General features: G+C 40.7%; 20 protein-coding genes and 1 pseudogene. 6 read left to right on the top strand and 15 right to left on the bottom strand.

All coding sequences use genetic code 11. From position 1 onward, the window contains the following. Positions 1 to 90 precede the first annotated feature (90 nt). From PULV_RS10860 to PULV_RS10820, 9 genes and pseudogenes are all read right to left on the bottom strand, one after another. Positions 91 to 255 (bottom strand): hypothetical protein, encoded by a 165-nt coding sequence (locus PULV_RS10860; RefSeq protein ID WP_193331707.1) that lies wholly within the window; start codon positions 253 to 255, stop codon positions 91 to 93. A gap of 52 nt (positions 256 to 307) precedes the next feature. After that, positions 308 to 655: a hypothetical protein gene (locus tag PULV_RS10855; RefSeq protein WP_193331706.1), complete on the bottom strand. Its 348-nt coding sequence runs from the start codon at positions 653 to 655 to the stop codon at positions 308 to 310. Positions 656 to 1,002: 347 nt separating this feature from the next. Beyond that, positions 1,003 to 1,182: pseudogene (locus PULV_RS10850) on the bottom strand (transposase); the annotation flags it as partial. Positions 1,183 to 1,286: 104 nt separating this feature from the next. Next, positions 1,287 to 1,709, bottom strand: coding sequence for a hypothetical protein (locus PULV_RS10845; protein ID WP_193331705.1), 423 nt, complete (start codon positions 1,707 to 1,709; stop codon positions 1,287 to 1,289). Then, complete coding sequence (locus tag PULV_RS10840) at positions 1,709 to 2,008, bottom strand: hypothetical protein (RefSeq protein ID WP_193331704.1); 300 nt, start codon at positions 2,006 to 2,008, stop codon at positions 1,709 to 1,711. Before PULV_RS10840 ends, PULV_RS10845 begins: the two co-directional genes overlap by 1 nt. Before the next feature lie 114 nt (positions 2,009 to 2,122). Continuing rightward, positions 2,123 to 2,365, bottom strand: a complete 243-nt coding sequence (locus PULV_RS10835) for a hypothetical protein (RefSeq protein WP_193331703.1) — start codon at positions 2,363 to 2,365, stop codon at positions 2,123 to 2,125. 127 nt (positions 2,366 to 2,492) lie between these two features. Continuing rightward, positions 2,493 to 3,695: an ABC transporter permease gene (locus tag PULV_RS10830; RefSeq protein ID WP_193331702.1), complete on the bottom strand. Its 1,203-nt coding sequence runs from the start codon at positions 3,693 to 3,695 to the stop codon at positions 2,493 to 2,495. Then, entirely contained in the window at positions 3,688 to 4,476 is a 789-nt protein-coding gene (locus PULV_RS10825; RefSeq protein WP_086744987.1) for an ABC transporter ATP-binding protein, read from the bottom strand. Before PULV_RS10825 ends, PULV_RS10830 begins: the two co-directional genes overlap by 8 nt. Beyond that, positions 4,473 to 5,333 (bottom strand): DUF3025 domain-containing protein, encoded by an 861-nt coding sequence (locus tag PULV_RS10820; protein ID WP_193331701.1) that lies wholly within the window; start codon positions 5,331 to 5,333, stop codon positions 4,473 to 4,475. The genes PULV_RS10825 and PULV_RS10820 overlap by 4 nt, the downstream gene beginning before the upstream one ends. A gap of 124 nt (positions 5,334 to 5,457) precedes the next feature. Here PULV_RS10820 and PULV_RS10815 point away from each other — a divergent pair, with 124 nt between their 5' ends. The 3 genes from PULV_RS10815 to PULV_RS10805 all read left to right on the top strand — a co-directional run bounded on the left by PULV_RS10815 (position 5,458) and on the right by PULV_RS10805 (position 8,767). After that, positions 5,458 to 7,083, top strand: a complete 1,626-nt coding sequence (locus tag PULV_RS10815) for a M28 family metallopeptidase (RefSeq protein WP_193331700.1) — start codon at positions 5,458 to 5,460, stop codon at positions 7,081 to 7,083. Positions 7,084 to 7,152: 69 nt separating this feature from the next. Beyond that, positions 7,153 to 8,319 carry a putative manganese transporter gene (locus PULV_RS10810; protein WP_086744984.1) on the top strand — a complete coding sequence of 389 codons (1,167 nt, stop codon included), beginning with the start codon at positions 7,153 to 7,155 and terminating at the stop codon, positions 8,317 to 8,319. A gap of 247 nt (positions 8,320 to 8,566) precedes the next feature. Next, on the top strand, positions 8,567 to 8,767 hold the full coding sequence (locus PULV_RS10805; RefSeq protein WP_086744983.1) for a hypothetical protein: 201 nt from the start codon (positions 8,567 to 8,569) through the stop codon (positions 8,765 to 8,767). A 72-nt stretch (positions 8,768 to 8,839) separates the two neighbouring features. On the opposite strand, the gene PULV_RS10800 is transcribed toward PULV_RS10805, so the two are convergent. The 6 genes from PULV_RS10800 to seqA all read right to left on the bottom strand — a co-directional run bounded on the left by PULV_RS10800 (position 8,840) and on the right by seqA (position 16,161). Beyond that, positions 8,840 to 10,390 carry a dihydrolipoyllysine-residue acetyltransferase gene (locus PULV_RS10800; RefSeq protein WP_193331699.1) on the bottom strand — a complete coding sequence of 517 codons (1,551 nt, stop codon included), beginning with the start codon at positions 10,388 to 10,390 and terminating at the stop codon, positions 8,840 to 8,842. A 9-nt stretch (positions 10,391 to 10,399) separates the two neighbouring features. Further along, on the bottom strand, positions 10,400 to 11,377 hold the full coding sequence (locus PULV_RS10795; protein ID WP_193331698.1) for an alpha-ketoacid dehydrogenase subunit beta: 978 nt from the start codon (positions 11,375 to 11,377) through the stop codon (positions 10,400 to 10,402). Continuing rightward, the gene (locus tag PULV_RS10790; RefSeq protein WP_086744980.1) at positions 11,377 to 12,594 is read right to left on the bottom strand and encodes a thiamine pyrophosphate-dependent dehydrogenase E1 component subunit alpha; all 1,218 of its coding nucleotides are present in this window, start codon (positions 12,592 to 12,594) and stop codon (positions 11,377 to 11,379) included. Before PULV_RS10790 ends, PULV_RS10795 begins: the two co-directional genes overlap by 1 nt. Before the next feature lie 244 nt (positions 12,595 to 12,838). Beyond that, positions 12,839 to 13,870, bottom strand: coding sequence for a succinylglutamate desuccinylase (gene astE / locus PULV_RS10785; protein ID WP_193331697.1), 1,032 nt, complete (start codon positions 13,868 to 13,870; stop codon positions 12,839 to 12,841). Between the two features lie 71 nt (positions 13,871 to 13,941). After that, positions 13,942 to 15,582, bottom strand: coding sequence for a phosphoglucomutase (alpha-D-glucose-1,6-bisphosphate-dependent) (pgm, locus tag PULV_RS10780; protein ID WP_193331696.1), 1,641 nt, complete (start codon positions 15,580 to 15,582; stop codon positions 13,942 to 13,944). Positions 15,583 to 15,591: 9 nt separating this feature from the next. Beyond that, positions 15,592 to 16,161, bottom strand: a complete 570-nt coding sequence (gene seqA / locus PULV_RS10775) for a replication initiation negative regulator SeqA (RefSeq protein WP_086744977.1) — start codon at positions 16,159 to 16,161, stop codon at positions 15,592 to 15,594. Between the two features lie 140 nt (positions 16,162 to 16,301). Between seqA and PULV_RS10770 the strand changes: the two genes are divergently transcribed. From PULV_RS10770 to ybfE, 3 genes are all read left to right on the top strand, one after another. After that, entirely contained in the window at positions 16,302 to 17,063 is a 762-nt protein-coding gene (locus tag PULV_RS10770; protein WP_193331695.1) for an alpha/beta fold hydrolase, read from the top strand. Positions 17,064 to 17,127: 64 nt separating this feature from the next. After that, positions 17,128 to 17,349: a DUF2788 domain-containing protein gene (locus PULV_RS10765; protein WP_086744975.1), complete on the top strand. Its 222-nt coding sequence runs from the start codon at positions 17,128 to 17,130 to the stop codon at positions 17,347 to 17,349. A gap of 2 nt (positions 17,350 to 17,351) precedes the next feature. After that, positions 17,352 to 17,630 carry a LexA regulated protein gene (ybfE, locus tag PULV_RS10760; RefSeq protein ID WP_086744974.1) on the top strand — a complete coding sequence of 93 codons (279 nt, stop codon included), beginning with the start codon at positions 17,352 to 17,354 and terminating at the stop codon, positions 17,628 to 17,630. Positions 17,631 to 17,638 lie beyond the last annotated feature (8 nt).

Genomic DNA, 17,638 nt, shown 5'->3' with positions numbered 1-17,638 from the left:
CCAAAAAATGAAGTGATTAATAAAAATTAGACCCACTATTGTGGTTTTTCAATGAGATATTGATGGGTGTCATGTATTTTTGGTTTTGCTTTATCTAGAGGCATCAGGATCTGTAATTGGTGAGAATTTACCGATATCTGGCTCAAATGCTGTTGCACCTTGTTTTCTGATATTTTGTTGTTCTTGAGCACGCTGCTGCTCAGCTGGGTTTTGCTGCTTAGGCTGACTTAATTTCCCAACAATACTATTCCCCAACGCATTGCCAAAGGCATAGGCTAGCGTTTTGAGCTAGCCGAAATCACCTAAACTACTCACTAGATGTTTGAAGCAGTAACTTCAAATCACAAGAAGCTCTGTACATTGCACCACCACCTTTAAAACCAACATCAGCTTTTCTCATTGGTGATATCCTTACTATTTTATCCTTAATAGTTCGAATGCTGTAGTAATATATACTGGAACTATGTAGAACTAAAAAGTACTCCTTATCTGTACCACAGGCATTCCTTTCATCAACCACATTTTCCAAGCAATTAATAAAGCCTTTATCTATTTTTCCAGTAGCGATGTAACTTTCAGTTCCAATGTTTCTAAGTTGACGGTGTAAATAATAATGAGTTTCAGAGTTTATGTTCGACAGTGTTTCCAAATGCAAACTGTGATCTTGCGGAGCACACCCCGATAGCAATGAACTTCCTAGAACGATGTTAACTAAATACCTATTCACTCCCATTATCTAATCCCCCAAAACCTGTTCTAAAATAAGTGAACGAACAGTGACACCCATTTTAAATTACACCCATTTTAAATTATTTCCAGCCATTAAAAAAACACCTCTGAGATACCGCTTAGTTCACAAAGTCGAATGGATAATATGGGCTTTGCACTGCAAAGCATAGGGGATTTGACCTAAACAGTGCCAAAAAGACACAGCTAACCCACCGTGTTAAGGTTTTTACGTTATTAAGGCTTATTAAAGGGGGTAGCTAGGTGCTCTAAATGTTAAGCCAGTAACTTTTCACATTGGTGATAATTAGCTCGACGCTTTAATTCTAAGTTCGCACAATAGTTATAAAGCTTTTTAGGCCGACCCACTGCACCATGAAATACTTTGGTAAATTGGGTCGTAAGCGTTAACCAGTTTTCTGGCGCAATATTCAGTCTTGCTAAAATAGGGGAATTAACTGGGTTGATGTGGCTTGTCCAACTATTAAAGACCCCTAGTAGTTTGTCCAACTATTAGGAGTCACTGCATGTTTTTCACTCGATTTATTGTGGTTAAACGGTTAAAGAATGTTGTTTTTTGTCAAACGTACATCATATTGACCATTATTGGTGAATAGCACCACAGCAGTATATCGTTGGTTTTTCTCTGCATCAGTTGGGATTGGGATCACAAAGTGTTCGGCGTAACTGCGCCCTGCCATTTGCCAGCTTAACTCTAGTTCGCCTGCTTGATAATATTTGGCAGGAAAACCAGTCCCACAAGTTGAGTTCACTTCAATTTTATTGCAAGCTACTTGGCCATTTGTTGTTAAAACACGGAGTTTTACGTTCAGTGCATCGCTATTGGCGACATTTTGAAAGGTTAGGCCAGCAACATAAATAGGCGTAACCTGTGAAGGCAGCAAGGTTTTGCAACCAGAAGCAGTAACTAGTAGCATTAAGCTGAAACAACCCGCCCAAGGTTGAGATAAAAATTGTTTCATCATCGCTCCGATTTAACCCGCCAATGAATTTGTTTGGCAGGATCTGTTAATGTAATTGCAATTTCTTTAAGTGATGAGACAACCATAGAAACAGCGTGTTTCTGCTCCGATAAATTAAGTGCTGAAATTGCCGAATCGTTGCTTAAATAAATACTGATATTCAGTGATTGATTAAGCTGCTTAAAATTTACCTCATGACTGATATATTCAAATTCATTGATTGAATGTTTAAATTCATTACAGACTGATTTAAGTTGTTTTATTATTTGAGTGTCACGTTTTTTATCGGTTTTAGTCATGATTCAAGGCCTTATATACATAGCAGTTAGCTTATCATTTATTACGCCTTAATAAAATTTAGACACAAAAAAACCAGCTCAAAAATGAACTGGTTTTTACTGTGCGAACTGATCCTAGTCTGGAATAATCGCACCGTCGACAGTAACGATATACCAGGCACCACTACGAGTACATCTGCTCACCAATCTGCTTTTAGCTCTTTCACTATAAGCAACGCTCGTCCAGAGAGCACCTTGAGCATTAAAGCAATGAACTTGATAGGTCAAATTATTAAATGATGGTGTGATTTGCTCCGCCGTTACGTGTGTAGAACCAAGTAAAGTCAATGCAACAGCTGCAATGAGTGATAATTTCATGTGTATCCTTTCGTATATTGAACACTTATTGGGAACAACAACATAACAAGTTACTATCACTTTGTAAATTATGGGTACAAAAAAGGGCAATACAATTATTGCCCTTAATATTCATAACCGAATAAGCTTATCTAAACAGCACTGACTCTTTCTTAAACCAATGCACACAAAACGCCATTAATGCGCCTGCTAACACCAGTGTTGCTAAGAAAATCATTCCAACTAATGAGTAATCTACCGTTCCTTTAAGCAGCTCTTTAATTGCCAAAGCCACGTTGGTTACTGGGATCATCGCGGTTTTAAACGTTAATTCCATATTAGGCATCATGGCAACAATCAGTGGCATAAAGGCTAACATCGATAGAGGTCCCATGTAATTTTGGGCTTCTTTAAAGGTACGCGCATAAATAGAAATAGCCAACACAATAGATGAAAACACCGCCGCCAATGGAATGAGTAACAGTAAAATTAAACTTAAATCAACCACACCGATATTACCCACCGCTTCTTTAAGGGCTTTGAGCTCAACAAAATGGCTGATCACACTCATCCAAACTCCCATACTGATCACAGTAATGGACGCCGTTGCTAAAGAGCTAGTCAATACGGTGAGAAATTTACCAAGTACTAATTCGGTACGAGTGACAGGTGTCAGTAAGAGCGTTTCGAGTGTACCGCGCTCTTTTTCACCCGCGCCCAAATCAATGGCAGGATAGCTTGCACCGGCAAGCACCAAGGGGATCAGTAGATATGGGATTAACGCCCCCAGTTTTTCACCTAAATTCTCTCGTTTATTGGCGGTATCGACTTTTTCTATTTCAATCGGTTTAAGTAGCGCAACTTGAGCCTGCTCTTGCACACCAAGCAACGAAAACTGTTCGGCCTGTAATGTGCCAGAAAAATTCTCAATAGCTTCTTTTATCCTTGAAAAAATAAAATTGATCGAAGAGGCATCATTGTAAATAACCTGCCAAGTGCTTTGTTCGCCACTTGCAAGCTTTTCACGTGGTTCGATGGGGATCATGATACCCACATCAATTTTTCCATCGCGCACAGCCTGTTTCATTTGCTCGATGGTTTCGAATTGTTCTTTACTTTGTTCAAAGCTCTTGTGATAAAACAGCTCTTTTGCAAATTCAGGTGCATACGCTTCATTAGCAATGGCATAGGTATGGACTTTTTGTTCGGCTTCTAAGGTCGCTTGACTCATTAAAAAGCCCATTAAACCAAATATTATTGGAAAAACGAGGACTGGCAGCGCCACAACAAACAGTAAGGTTTTTTTATCACGAAGTAGTTCGCGCAGTTCCTTCAGAAAGACTTCAAACATGACTTGGCTCCTGCAAAATATTTAAAAACGCTTGGTTCAAAGTGTCACTTTGCCCTTGTTGTTTAAATTCAGCGAGTGAACCACTGAAGCAACTTTCGCCTTGATTAATCACAGTCACTCGTTCACATAACAGCGCAACTTCATCTAAATGATGAGTAGAGAAAATAACCGGGGTGCCCTGCTCTTTAAGCCCTTGAATAAATTTAATCACCGTTTGTGTAGTCATAATATCAAGGCCTGTTGTTGGCTCATCTAACACAACCACTTCTGGAAAGTGCACCACGGCGCGGGCAATATTGGTTTTTTGTTTCATGCCTGTTGATAAATGTTCTGCGCGTTTATCAATGAAGCTGTGCATATCCAGCATATCGAACAAATCAGCACAGCGTGCTTTGACATCTTTTTTACTCATGCCATGCAGTCGCGCAAAGTACTCGATGTTTTCTTTGGCCGTTAACCGACCATATAAACCGGTTGAACCCGATAAAAAGCCAATTTTTTTACGAGCTTGTAATGGGTTTTTAATGACATCAACCCCATTAATCATGATAGAGCCCGCATCAGGTTGTAATGCAGTTGAGAGCATACGCAGCGTAGTGGTTTTACCTGCACCATTAGGCCCAAGTAACCCCAGTACTTCCCCTGCACCACAGGTAAAACTGACATCTCGTACAGAGTGAAAATATTGATCATCTTCGCGAGGGTCTTTAAATTCTTGCTTATTGATTTTATGATCTTTGGTGAGCTTGAATTTCTTTTTAAGCTCGAGCACTTCTATCATTCGGCTTTCCTTCGTTTTGGACGAAAATACTGAATATTTTCGTAAAATTGCGGATCGTTGTTATCATCATACCAATTAGGGATCCCCAAAAAAGGCATTGGTGATAATTTCTCGTTATTCTTAAGTAGTTGATTATCTCGGATTTGGTTACAAAGCGCATCATCTAATTGCTGATAGCGGTTTTTAAGTGATAAACGGTTAAATTCACTGTTAAGCGGTATAAACAGTACTTTGCCAGTTAAGCCTAAATAAGGTTTTGTGGCCATTTCGTAATTTGCATGGCCAAACATAAAACTATGTACGCTGTGCTGCCATAAAGAGCGCTGCTCAACAAACGCCTGCTGCCATAAATGATTTCGTAGCGTCTCTTTAATACTTGATGCAGCAACATCGGCGCTATCGTAGGTCACTACTATCCCACACTCATCAAATAAAGTGATGGCATTACGAGCTTTAGAGCGTTTTGTTAACCCATGTTCAGATATTTCGTGAATGTGTAATTGGTTGAGCAAACGTTTTGTCTTTGGGAACAACAACCAGATAAACGCCCCAAATAAATCATGCCAATTTTCAAGACGAGTCGGTATTTGGCCGGTTTCAAAAATAATTTGCTCATAGTAGCGTTTATCATCTGCCAGTTCTGGATCAGCCACAAATCGGATGGGGATCCCTTCAACGACATGCTGAGTAGATAATTGAGAATTTAACCACTCTATTGAGGGCCAAGCTGTGTGGTTGGAAAGATGAAACATTGTTTCAAGGTCATTGAATAACGGATGGTGCAAAAAATCATGATGCCAATGGTTGTCTGCTACAAATCGTTTCGTACTGCCATCAGTGTGATGTCGTTGGGTCATGAATAAAACCTAAGCTATAAGTAAGTGTTGTTAAACCGTAAACGACGCTACTTTACCGCAAATACTGGAGTGTTTTAAGTGAACTTCATATACTAAGCGCAAATTAATGAGCAAAGAGATAACAATGAAAACCAAATTTACCCTCTCATTACTCAGTGCTGCTGTCTTAGTGGGTTGTATGACCACTCACAATACGCCTGAGCAACAACAAATCGCCTATAACAGTATCAATGCAGAGCAACTTGCATCACATATCAAAGTATTGGCCTCTGATGAGTTTGGTGGACGCGCACCGTCGAGCGAAGGTGAAAAACTCACCCTAGAGTATCTCTCCAAGCAGTTTCAAGCTCTGGGTTACCAACCAGGGAATGGCGATAGCTTTTTGCAAGAAGTGCCATTGGTGTCACTTGAAGCCGATCCCAATATGGTGCTTTCTATTGGTGGCAAAGATTACCAATATAAAAAAGACATGGTCATGGGCTCAAGCCGTATCAGTGAGCAGCAAAGTATTGCCAATTCTGAACTTGTGTTTGTTGGTTATGGTGTAAATGCACCTGAATATAATTGGAATGATTATGAAGGCATTGATGTAACGGGTAAAACAGTGGTTATGCTGGTCAATGATCCTGGGTTTGCAACCAAAGATCCTGCGCTGTTTACAGGTGATGCAATGACGTATTACGGCCGCTGGACTTATAAATTTGAAGAAGCGAGCCGCCAAGGCGCGGCTGGCGCAATCATTATCCATGAGACAGCCCCAGCTTCTTACCCTTGGTCTGTCGTTGAAAACTCTTGGAGTGGAGAGCAGTTCGGTTTTCAAAAAGAAAACAATAATATGGATCGTGTCACTGTGGAAGGCTGGGTCACCACTGATGTAGCAAGTGAGCTTTTTCAACGCGCTGGTTTAGACTTTGAAACGGCTAAAGCACAAGCAGCCAAAGGTGCCTATCATGTTGACATGGGCGATTTAACCGCGTCTGTCAGTGTCAAAAACACCATCAAAAAATCAATTTCATACAACTTCATTGCCACACTACCCGGCAGCGAAAAGCCTGATGAACATGTTATTTATTCTGCACATTGGGATCATTTAGGCACAGATAAAAATCGTACTGGTGACCAAATTTATAACGGCGCACATGATAATGCCACTGGCACAGGTGGAATGATTGAAGTGGCCGAAGCTTTTGCACTGTTACCTACAGCCCCTAAACGTTCAGTTACCTTTTTAGCTGTCACAGCTGAAGAACAAGGGTTGCTTGGCTCTAAATTTTATGCGGCAGATCCTGTTATTGCTGCCGACAAAACTGTCGCCAACATCAATATGGATAGCTTAAATATATTAGGTAAAGTCAAAGATATCAGTGTTGTCGGTATTGGCAAATCAGAATTAGATGATTTACTCACTCAAGCAGCTAAAGAGCAAAATAGAACGGTATCGGGCGATCCTAAACCATCGTCTGGTGGGTATTACCGCTCTGATCACTTTGCGTTTGCAAATATGGGTGTGCCAGCTATGTATGCTGGTGGTGGTACCATCGCCTTTGATGAGCAAACGGAGTCTTATCGTAAAAAAATGAGTTTAGTTGTGCGTGGCTGTTATCACCAACCTTGCGATCGTTATCGCGATGAATGGGATTTAAGCGGAGCAGTTCAAGACTTGCAGTTATTTTACAAAGTCGGCTTAACTATTACAGAACAAGAAAACTGGCCAAAATGGTACGATAATTCTGAGTTTCAACGAAAATAAACGATAATGAGATTGATTATCATTTAATATAAAGCTAATGTGTACCTATTGATACATAGGTGCACATTTATGAATTTACTTTTCGCACAGCAACGCGTTTTTTTTAAACAATTTGCGTTTAAGCAAAAACGGTTACTCCTACCATTTTTTATTCTTGTTTGCTTGCTTCATCCGGCTACCGCTCAGACCACCTTGTTGGCGATCACTGATGCGTATTTACAAGTCACATTGTTTGTCGCTGCAACTCTCTACCTTTATTATTTTTTGTCTGAGCGTTACTCTTTTTTAGATTTTAATTTTGTCCGCAGTAAACACCCTCACTTAGAAGTGCCATTGGCCACATTAATGGGCGCTTTACCTGGCTGTGGCGGTGCTATTTTAGTGGTCACACAATATACCAAGCGCCAAGCGAGCTTTGGTGCTGTTGTTGCTGTTTTAACTGCAACTATGGGTGATGCCGCATTTTTGTTGATGGCCACCGAGCCATTGACGGCTTTACTCGTGATTAGTTTATGCGGATTTTCAGGGATTATCGCTGGTTTTGTGGTCAATACATTTCATGACTATCATTATTTAGCACCTCAACAGCCTTGTCAGGAACAAGACACTCAGCCAAAAAATGACACTGTGCTCTCTAAAGGATCGCGATTATTTTGGCAGTGGACACTCGCTCCTGGTGTGTGTATTGCACTATTAATCGCGTTTCAATTTGATTTTTCATTAATCTCTGTTCATGCCACACAATGGCTGCAAGGGTTATCTGTGGTTGCTATTTTGATGATTTTATTCAGCTGGGCATTATCACAACAAGGAAATTCCTATCAAGACGTTGCGGCCGAGCCTAAACCAGAAACTCCATTTAATGTCTGGCACAAAATAATTAATGATACTCATTTTGTCACTGCTTGGGTGGTGGTCGCATTTGTCAGTTATGAATTATCGGTCTCTATTTTCGATCTTGATTTTCAGAGTTTATTAGGTGGATATGTTGCCCTTGCACCATTAATGGCAATGGCCATAGGCTTGCTTCCCGGCTGCGGGCCACAAATTTTAGTCACTAGTTTATATTTACAAGGAGCCTTGCCCCTCGGTGCACTGGTTGCCAATGCTGTAGCAAACGATGGTGACGCGCTATTTCCTGCCATAGCCTTAGCACCAAAAGCAGCTTTGATTGCAACTGTTTACTCAGCATTACCTGCGTTACTCGTGGGTTATTCTGTCTTTTTACTGTTTTAATGCTATTAGGACGTGTTGTACTTTTATCGTGCCAGCTCGGCGATAAACGTGCTGGCTAAAATACTTCTAGGGGATCCGCTGTAAAACAATGGCGAAAGATCAACAGCTCCTTAAGTAGAATGTCTCAGAGTTTCATTACCAAAATTCAGTGTTGTGCTGGCAATAATAACAGTCTGCGCCATAGTTGTTATCGGTATTGCCGCCGTTTTGGAGCAATACGTCAATAAACCATTAAAAGGAAGTAAACATGGAAAACTTAGAATTTAGTAGTATCAATGACATTACGCTAAAACTGCTTAATCAGGAGGCATCATCTGATCAGCTGGATGAATACTACAACATGTGTAAAAACATGCTTCAGCATGCTCGGCTTGAAACTGATAACGCTGTAGAAAGCATTTCAAGATGGAACAAAACACGGTTAACGCATCTTGATAACGAATTCTAAGAGAGTAAAAAAACAATGGCGCAATGATGCGCCATTTATTTTATGTGAGATAAGTTAAACGACTTTTACCGTTTATGACATCGCCATGAGCATTTTAGAAGGCTGTTCTAAATAGGCTTTCCAGAGGTTATTAAAGCGTGCAATAGTGCCGCCATCAATAACACGATGATCTCCTGACCAACTCACTTGCATAATCGCACGCGATACAACATTCCCTTGCGCATCAAAACGCGGTAAATGCTGCACTTTACCCAACGCCACAATCGCAACTTCTGGTTTGTTGATAATTGGTGTTGCAGTTGTGCCGCCAATCGCACCAATGTTCGAAATCGAGATAGTGCCGCCTTTTAAATCATCGGGTGCAACGCGCCCTTCTCTGGCTGCATTGGTTAAACGTGTGATTTCTTTTGCAACATCGACAATGCTTTTCGTTTGGCATTGCTTAATATTAGGAACTAATAGACCAATTTTAGAATCGACCGCCATCCCAATATTGTGATCGCTAAAATAAGTAAGCTCAGTGCACTCATCATTGACCTGACTATTGAGGACCGGAAATTCCGTAATGGCTAATGACAGCGCTTTGACAAAAAATGGCATCATAGTCAATTTTATGTCTTGGGCTTGATATTCAACTTTCAAACTCTGACGTAAAGCAATGATGTCAGTTAAATCTATTTCATCACTAAAGGTAAAATGAGGGATGGTCGACACAGATGCGACCATCTGTTTCGCCATCGCAGCTTTAATACCACGAATAGGCTCTACGCGAGTATGAGCAGTAGTTACAGTCGCAGTGTTTTGTACTTGCGCAACCGAAGTCGTCGTCACATCACCACTTGAGTGAGCCCCTTGCAAGTAACGCTCGACATCTTCTTTATAAATCCGCCCGTTTTTACCAGTACCTGGCACTTCACTGAGATTCACATCCAATTCTCGTGCACGTCTTCGCACGGCAGGTGAAGCAACCGCTTTACCTGAAGCTACGGGCGCTTTAACAGCTGAGCTTGCCATCGTACTCGGGTTTCCTGCAACAACCACAGGTGTGATATCGACTTTTAACTCAGTAACCGGCCCATTGCCTGCAATGCGCATTTGAAACAGTGGGCTATGGACTTTTGCAATATCCCCTTTTTGATAATAAAGGCGCTCGACAATACCATGATGTTTAGCAGGGATCTGCACTAAGGCTTTGTCTGTCATTACATCACATACGGCTTGATCTTCTGCGATGGTTTGCCCTTCTTCAACTAACCACTCTACGATTTCACATTCAACAATCCCTTCACCAATATCTGGCAAAATAAAATCTTCTAATTGAGTCTCTGTTGAGTTTGTTTCATCTTGTTGGCCTACTTGCTCTGTCGGCTGTGAAGCCGTAACACCTTCTATCGTCATAGCAAAGAGCGGAGCATGCACTTTTGCGATATCACCCTTTTGATAATACAACTTAGAAATCACACCCGTATGTACAGCTGGTATTTGCACTAACGCTTTATCAGTCATCACGTCACAAATGGGTTGATCTTCTTTAACTGCATCACCTTCTGCTACTAGCCATTCGACGACTTCACATTCAACAATGCCTTCACCAATGTCTGGTAAAATAAAATCTTGAGTCATGATAAATCCTTAAAACGTGACAGATTGCTTAATAGCAGCAAACACTTTGAGTGCATCAGGTACATATTCTTTCTCTAACGCCAGAGGATACGGAGTATCCATGCCACAGACTCTTAAAATAGGTGATTCTAAATGCAAAAAGCAGTGCTGCTGAATAGTTGCGGCTATTTCAGCGCCAAAACCATTGGTGATTGGAGCTTCATGGCTAATCACTAAACGACCCGTTTTATTAACAGAGCTGACTAATGTATCTCGATCCCAAGGTAAAATACTGCGCAAATCAATGATTTCACAGCTGATCCCTTCTTTTTCGGCAAGCCCTGCCGCTTGTTCGATAATTTCCATTTGTGCACCCCACGCTAACAGAGTGACATCTTTACCTTCTTTGACTATCTCTGCAGTGCCGATTTCTATGCGGTAATCACCCTCTGGCACCTCACCGATAGAGGCACGATACAAGCGTTTTGGTTCAAAGAATAACACTGGATTATCGTCTTCAATACACGCACGTAACAAACCTTTTGCTTGATGCGGATTGCGTGGTACAACAATTTTAATCCCGGGTGTATGAGCAAAATATGCTTCTGGAGATTGAGAATGGTATAAACCGCCTGCAATCCCGCCGCCATAAGGGGTACGAATTGTCAGTTTACCCACATTAAACTCGTTACCACTGCGATAACGGAATTTTGCTGTTTCATTCACGATTTGGTCAAAAGCAGGGAAAATGTAATCTGCAAACTGAATTTCAGCAATCGTTGGAGCCCCAAATGCAGCTAAGCCGTTAGCAAAACCTAAAATACCTTGTTCTGTTAAAGGCGTATTAAAAACTCGGTGCCTGCCATAACGCTCTTGCAGGCCAGAGGTCGCGCGAAATACCCCTCCAAAATGACCCACATCTTCACCAAAAATACAGGCATTGGGATGCTCGGACATAGAAATGTCTAATGCAGAATTAATCGCTTGTAGCATATTCATCTGTGCCATTATTTGATTCTCCCTGCAGTGGTTGGATAAGCATCTGGATGGGCTAAAATATGTGCTTTTAAGTGTTCGTACTGCTCTGATAATTCAGGAATAGGTGTATCATAAACATCCGAAATAAGAGACTCTAAGGCAGGTTTTTCGACTTTTTCGGCTACTTTTACCGCTTCTAAAATTTGTTCTCTGATGGTTTCTTTTTCAGCGTCATCTTGTGCTTCATCAAGCCAATTTTGCGCTACAAGCCATTTTTTGAAACGCGCAATAGGACAATTAAGTTGATGATCCGCTTCTTCTTCTTTTGAACGATAGCCAGAAGGATCATCTGAGGTAGAATGTGCCCCTAAACGATACGCAATCGATTCAATTAATACTGGCTCGCCGGTTTTAACACATATATCGCGTGCAGCTTGAGTCGCAGCAAAGACCGCAAGTGCATCAGCCCCATCCACACGAATTGTTTTGATGCCATAACCCACCCCTCGGCTTGCAATTCCGTCACCAGCAAATTGTTCATCTGCAGGTGTTGAAATGGCATAACCATTATTACGGGCAAAGAAGATAACCGGCGCTTTTAACACCGCGGCCATATTCAAACCTGCATGGAAATCACCTTCAGACGCAGCACCTTCACCAAAATAACAGATGGTAACATTATCAATTTCGGAAGCTAATTCACCAGTTTTTTCATCAATATGCTTCAACTTTTGACCATACGCATGACCACTGGCTTGAGGAATTTGAGTGCCAAGAGGTGACGAAATAGTCATATAGTTCAATTCATTTGAACCATAGTGGATAGGCATTTGACGACCTTTGCCTAAATCTAGCTCATTAGAAAACATTTGATTCATGAACTGATCTAAGCGAAATCCACGATAATGTAACGCCGCTTGTTCGCGATATTGCGCCATAATCATATCGTCATCATCAAGGGCGGCGGCACTGGCCGTCACAGCCGCTTCTTCACCTAAGCATTGCATATAAAAACTAATGCGGCCTTGGCGCTGAGCAGCTTGCATACGCTCATCTAACATGCGAATAAAACGCATTGTGCGGTATAAGCGTAAAGCGGTATCTTGTGAGATGTTTGGTACGGTCGCACCAGGATAAACGTCACCTGTTTCACTTAAGATTTTAAGTGTTGGAATATTCAACGCATGACCATCGATAAACGACAATTCATGATGAATGTTCAAGGACACGTTATTGGGGTTCGTCATAACTTTCCTACCCTTGTTGTCTGGCTATTACTAATTTGTTGTTACTTTTATACCCTTATCATGACTGAATTATTTACTCATCAAAGTAAGTGAGCATGATTAATTTAGTTAATTATAAGTTTATAAAGTTTTTATTCTGTTAATTAGCGTGCTGAAGTTAATTTAAGGCTGCAGTGACTTTACGTTAACGTAAACGGATATTCAACTAATTTTAGATGAACATCCGCAGACTGTGGAAAGATTTTTATACGAGGTGATGGGTGTCTTTTAATGGGATAACTGTCAAGACAGCACGTTGGCCAAGAGCAACATCGGCATTAGGGAAAATAACGGCTTCCCCTTCTGTTTCGGCAAAATATTCAATTGGCCCATCTTTGGCCAATAAAGCACCTTTAGTAAAACCGGTGAAATTCTCGACATCATCGCCAAAACTGAAGCTAAAATCTTCATTTGTCCGATTGATTGCACGATTTACTTCAAACAGTTCAAAGTCGTTAAGCTCAAACTCAGGATAAGAAACCTCGGTTTCGGTGATGAGGTTAATTAGTGTTTCTTTCGTTTTGGCAAATCGAGTCATGTCATTGTGACCAAAAGGTTTAACTTGGCCTAATTCAATCGTAAAGGCATCTGCCCCAAATTGATTCGATGAAAAATAGCTAAAAGTAGTCGCTGCAGTTTTCATCATCAATACTGTATTCACACCACAAGCTAACAGAAAACTGAGCTGCTCTTTTTTCCAAGGAGCGTCACCAATAAAAGGATAAACGGCAAACTTCTCGTTTTTAGAGCCTCTTATTGCTGTGTGTAAATCATAATGAGCACGCGTTCGCTCACCTGTCACGCCATTAAAGAAATCACTGACATATTGTTCTAATTTAGCCGCACGGATCCGTTCATTGTTCGCCGGTGCACCACTATGAGCACCACTGAATAATCGATTTAGGTTTTCTTCAACAAAGCGTTTTTCGATATTAATTGAAGCCGGGTTGCCATAAATAAACAATACTCGTTGTGTAAGAGTTAATTCTTCTTTGATGATTTTTTGGATCAGTTCATCGCAAATTTCAATCGGCGCTGTTTCGTTACCATGAATAGCACTGGATAATACGATGTCTTTTTGACCTGAGTTTAGCGGCTCAAAAGAAATCACACCGGTATCGATAACCTTTACAGCGGTGCCATTTTTTAATTGAAACGCAACTGGATCTAAGTGCCATTCATTTTCACGGCTGATTGATAAAAAATCACCGCTGTTTTTTAACTGTGTTAAATACATAATATACCTTTTGAACGAATTTTAGATAACAAAAAGGCGGCCTAGACCGCCTTGTTGACTTAAAGCCCTACTTAACTGATCACTGAATCAACAAGTGCTTTGGCTTCTTCTTCTAATAAAGCTAAATGTGCTTCACCTTTGAATGACTCAAGGTAAATTTTATAGATGTCTTCGGTGCCTGAAGGACGTGCTGCAAACCAACCATTTTCAGTGACAACCTTAAGACCACCAATCGCGGCATTATTACCTGGCGCGTGTGTTAACTTAGCTATAATTTCATCACCCGCTAAAGTAGTTGCCTTAAGATCACTCGCCTGTAATTTAGATAATTTCTCTTTTTGTGAGCGATTCGCAGGAGCATCTAAGCGACGATAAATAGGCGCACCAAACTCGCTCTCAAGCTCTTTATATAATTGGCTTGGTGTTTTGCCCGTTACAGCTAAAATTTCCGCTGCAAGTAAGCCCATAATAAAGCCATCTTTATCTGTATTCCAGACGGTTCCATCCATTCGTAAGAACGACGCACCCGCACTTTCTTCGCCTCCAAACAACAAGTCTGCTTGGTTTAGGCCATCAACAAACCATTTGAAACCAACTGGGACTTCTTGTACTTGACGATCATTGCGCAGCACGACTTTGTCTATCATCGCACTAGAGACAAGCGTTTTACCCACTTTTGCACCAGTAGGCCATTGAGGACGGTGCTTAATTAAGTAATCAATTGCAACCGCTAAAAAGTGGTTTGGATTCATTAAACCGTCTTGAGTGACAATGCCATGGCGGTCATAATCAGGGTCATTTCCAATACCAATATCAAAATCATCTTTAATGGCAATTAAGCTGGTCATCGCATACGGCGACGAACAATCCATACGGATTTTGCCATCTTTATCTAATGTCATAAATCCAAAAGCGGGATCAACGATTTCATTTACCACAGTTAGATTAAGATTGTATTGCTTGGCAATCACAGGCCAAAAATTGATACCAGAGCCACCTAACGGATCAACACCGATAGTGATCCCAGCCTTTGAAATGGCCTCTAAATCAATAACGTTTGATAAGTCATTCACATAAGGTGTAATTAAATCTTCGTAACGGACAAATCCCGAACGTGCTGCTTTAACAAACGGAAATAATTCAACTTCGACTAAATCTTCGAGTAACAGTTGATTGGCGCGATCTTCGACCCACTTGGTTATAGTCGTATCGGCTGGACCACCATTGGGTGGATTATATTTAAACCCGCCATCTTGAGGTGGATTGTGTGAGGGTGTCACCACAATACCATCGGCTAATTCATTTGGATGCGTTTTATTGTGACAAACAACGGCGTGGCTGATCACCGGAGTCGGCGTGTAGTCATCATTTTCTTGGACAATAACTTGCACTTCGTTAGCAACCAAGACTTCAATCGCTGAATTAAATGCCGCTTCTGATAATGCGTGGGTATCTTTACCTAAATACAAAGGACCAAAAATGCCATTTTGTCGACGGTAGTCACAAATCGCTTGAGTAATCGCTAAAATATGCGATTCATTAAACTGAGTATTAAAGGAACATCCACGATGGCCAGATGTACCGAAAGCAACTTTATGGTCTGGAAACTCTTCGACATCGGGTTCATTTAGATAATAAGCAGAAATCAGCTTAGGAATATTAACTAAATCGTCTTGTTGCGCTCGTTGTCCTGCTCGTGGGTGAATTGCCATTTTCTTTCCTTATAAATAATCGCGGATTTTTTCAGCTTGTTCATTACTGTACCCCAATGATATTGCAACTTCGTGTAACATCATTTTTTTACGGGTCGTATTTGAATTTGTCATTACCCAAAATGGACTGTCTGGGATTTTTTTGGGATTCATGCTGTTTCCCCCTTCCAACAACTCTTCTTTCGTTGTCGCGAAGTAGATTCTGTCTCGACCTTTAATGTCTAGAACAGCGTTAAAATCAGCTTTGTGTGTGCGATGAAAAGCAGCTAGAAGGAACAAAAATCGGCCAACGGCTCCTTTTTGCATAGCGAGCTCTTCTTTATTGAGAATGTTAAACACATTCCCTTTATATGGAACTGGCGAAGCCGCTGGTTTAGGTGCTGTATCAATCTGTTGCTGTGCATCTTCATTCGGCAGTGAGTTAACTACTGGTGATTCAGACTGAGTCGCAGTCGCTGAAACCTGAGAGTGAGATAAATTTAATAAACGACGCAAAATTTGCGAAGCGCTTTCACCAATACTTTGAGTGTTGCTTGCAATGTACTGATATAGCTCGTCATCTATTTCTATTTTTTTCATGTTTTTCCTATTTGAGATGCTATTTCAATTAGCTCAATCGTCCGCGATTATATCCTGATTTTAATTATTACTCTATGGTTTGCATTTTCTATTTTGGATCGGCAGAATGAGGTCGTTTTTTTCTGCTACTGATAATATTGATGAAATTACATTACCAACAAATCGGTCAAGGCCCTGACGTTATCGTCATCCATGGTCTATTCGGGTCACTTGAAAATTTAAATGTTATTAGTAAACATTTAAGTTCTGATTACACCGTTACATCTGTCGATCTTCGTAATCATGGTCTCTCTGAGCATTCTTCACAAATGAGTTACTCGTTAATGGCTCAAGACATCATTAACTTGATGGACGAACTGGGAATCGAACACGCTCATTTTATTGGTCATTCGATGGGTGGAAAAGTAGCCATGCACTGCGCATTAAACTTCGCTGAGCGTGTGACTAAATTGGTAATTCTCGATATTGCACCTGTCACTTATCAAGAACGTCGTCATGACAATATATTTACAGCTCTTGATGCCTCAGCTCAGCAAGTCATTAATGATAGGAAACAAGCTGACTTATTATTAGCTGACTATATTGACGAACCAGGTGTCAGGCAGTTTTTACTAAAGAGTCTGAAAAAAGACGAACTAGGTATGCAATGGAAGTTTAATCATACTGTTTTACAACAAGAATATGCTAATATACTTGCTGCACCAACAGGGGCGCCATACTCTGGCCCTACTTTAGTCTTAAAAGGAAGTCTTTCACCTTACATTGACTCAAGCCAACGTCCTGCTTTTTTGGCGCTTTTTCCTAATTGCCAAGCGAAAGTGATTCAAGGTGCTGGCCATTGGCTACATGCAGAAAAACCCAGTGCAGTGAATATTGCAATTACTGGCTTTTTATTAAGTTAGTGCACTAAATAAATCATAATTATTATGCTATAGTGCCCGCCGTTTATTTGATAGGTCGAATATTGTGCTCAGTACACTCATCAATGAATTTGAAACCTTAGGGTTATACTTTGGATTGGCTGGAATTTTCTTTTTTATCGGAATGGCTATCCAAGATGTACTAAAAAAAGGCGATGTGCCAAAGTTTGGCCGATATATCGTGTGGTTAGTTTTATTTTTAGGGTGCTCAGGCTTTATAGCCAAAGGGTTAATCCAAGTATTTTGGCAAGGCGCTGGAGTTGGTTAACAATGGCCAAGTCTGAAACAGATAGAATTACGATTGATTTATTTGAAGATGATAAGCGACCAGGGCGACCAAAAACTAATCCCCTGCCTCGTGAATTACAGCTGAAGGTAAATAAACGCAATCAACTAAAACGCGACAAAGCACGAGGATTAAAACGGGTGGAATTTAAAATCTCATCCGAACTTTATCAAGCCTTAAACGATATGGCTGAAGCTCAGAATATGAGCCGTAGTGCTTTGATTGAAACAATTTTGCAAGAAAAATTAGCTTTAGATAGATAAAAGGTTAT

The organism is Pseudoalteromonas ulvae UL12 (assembly GCF_014925405.1).
Classification (GTDB): domain Bacteria; phylum Pseudomonadota; class Gammaproteobacteria; order Enterobacterales; family Alteromonadaceae; genus Pseudoalteromonas; species Pseudoalteromonas ulvae.
This window is presented reverse-complemented; position numbering and strand designations above follow the sequence as displayed.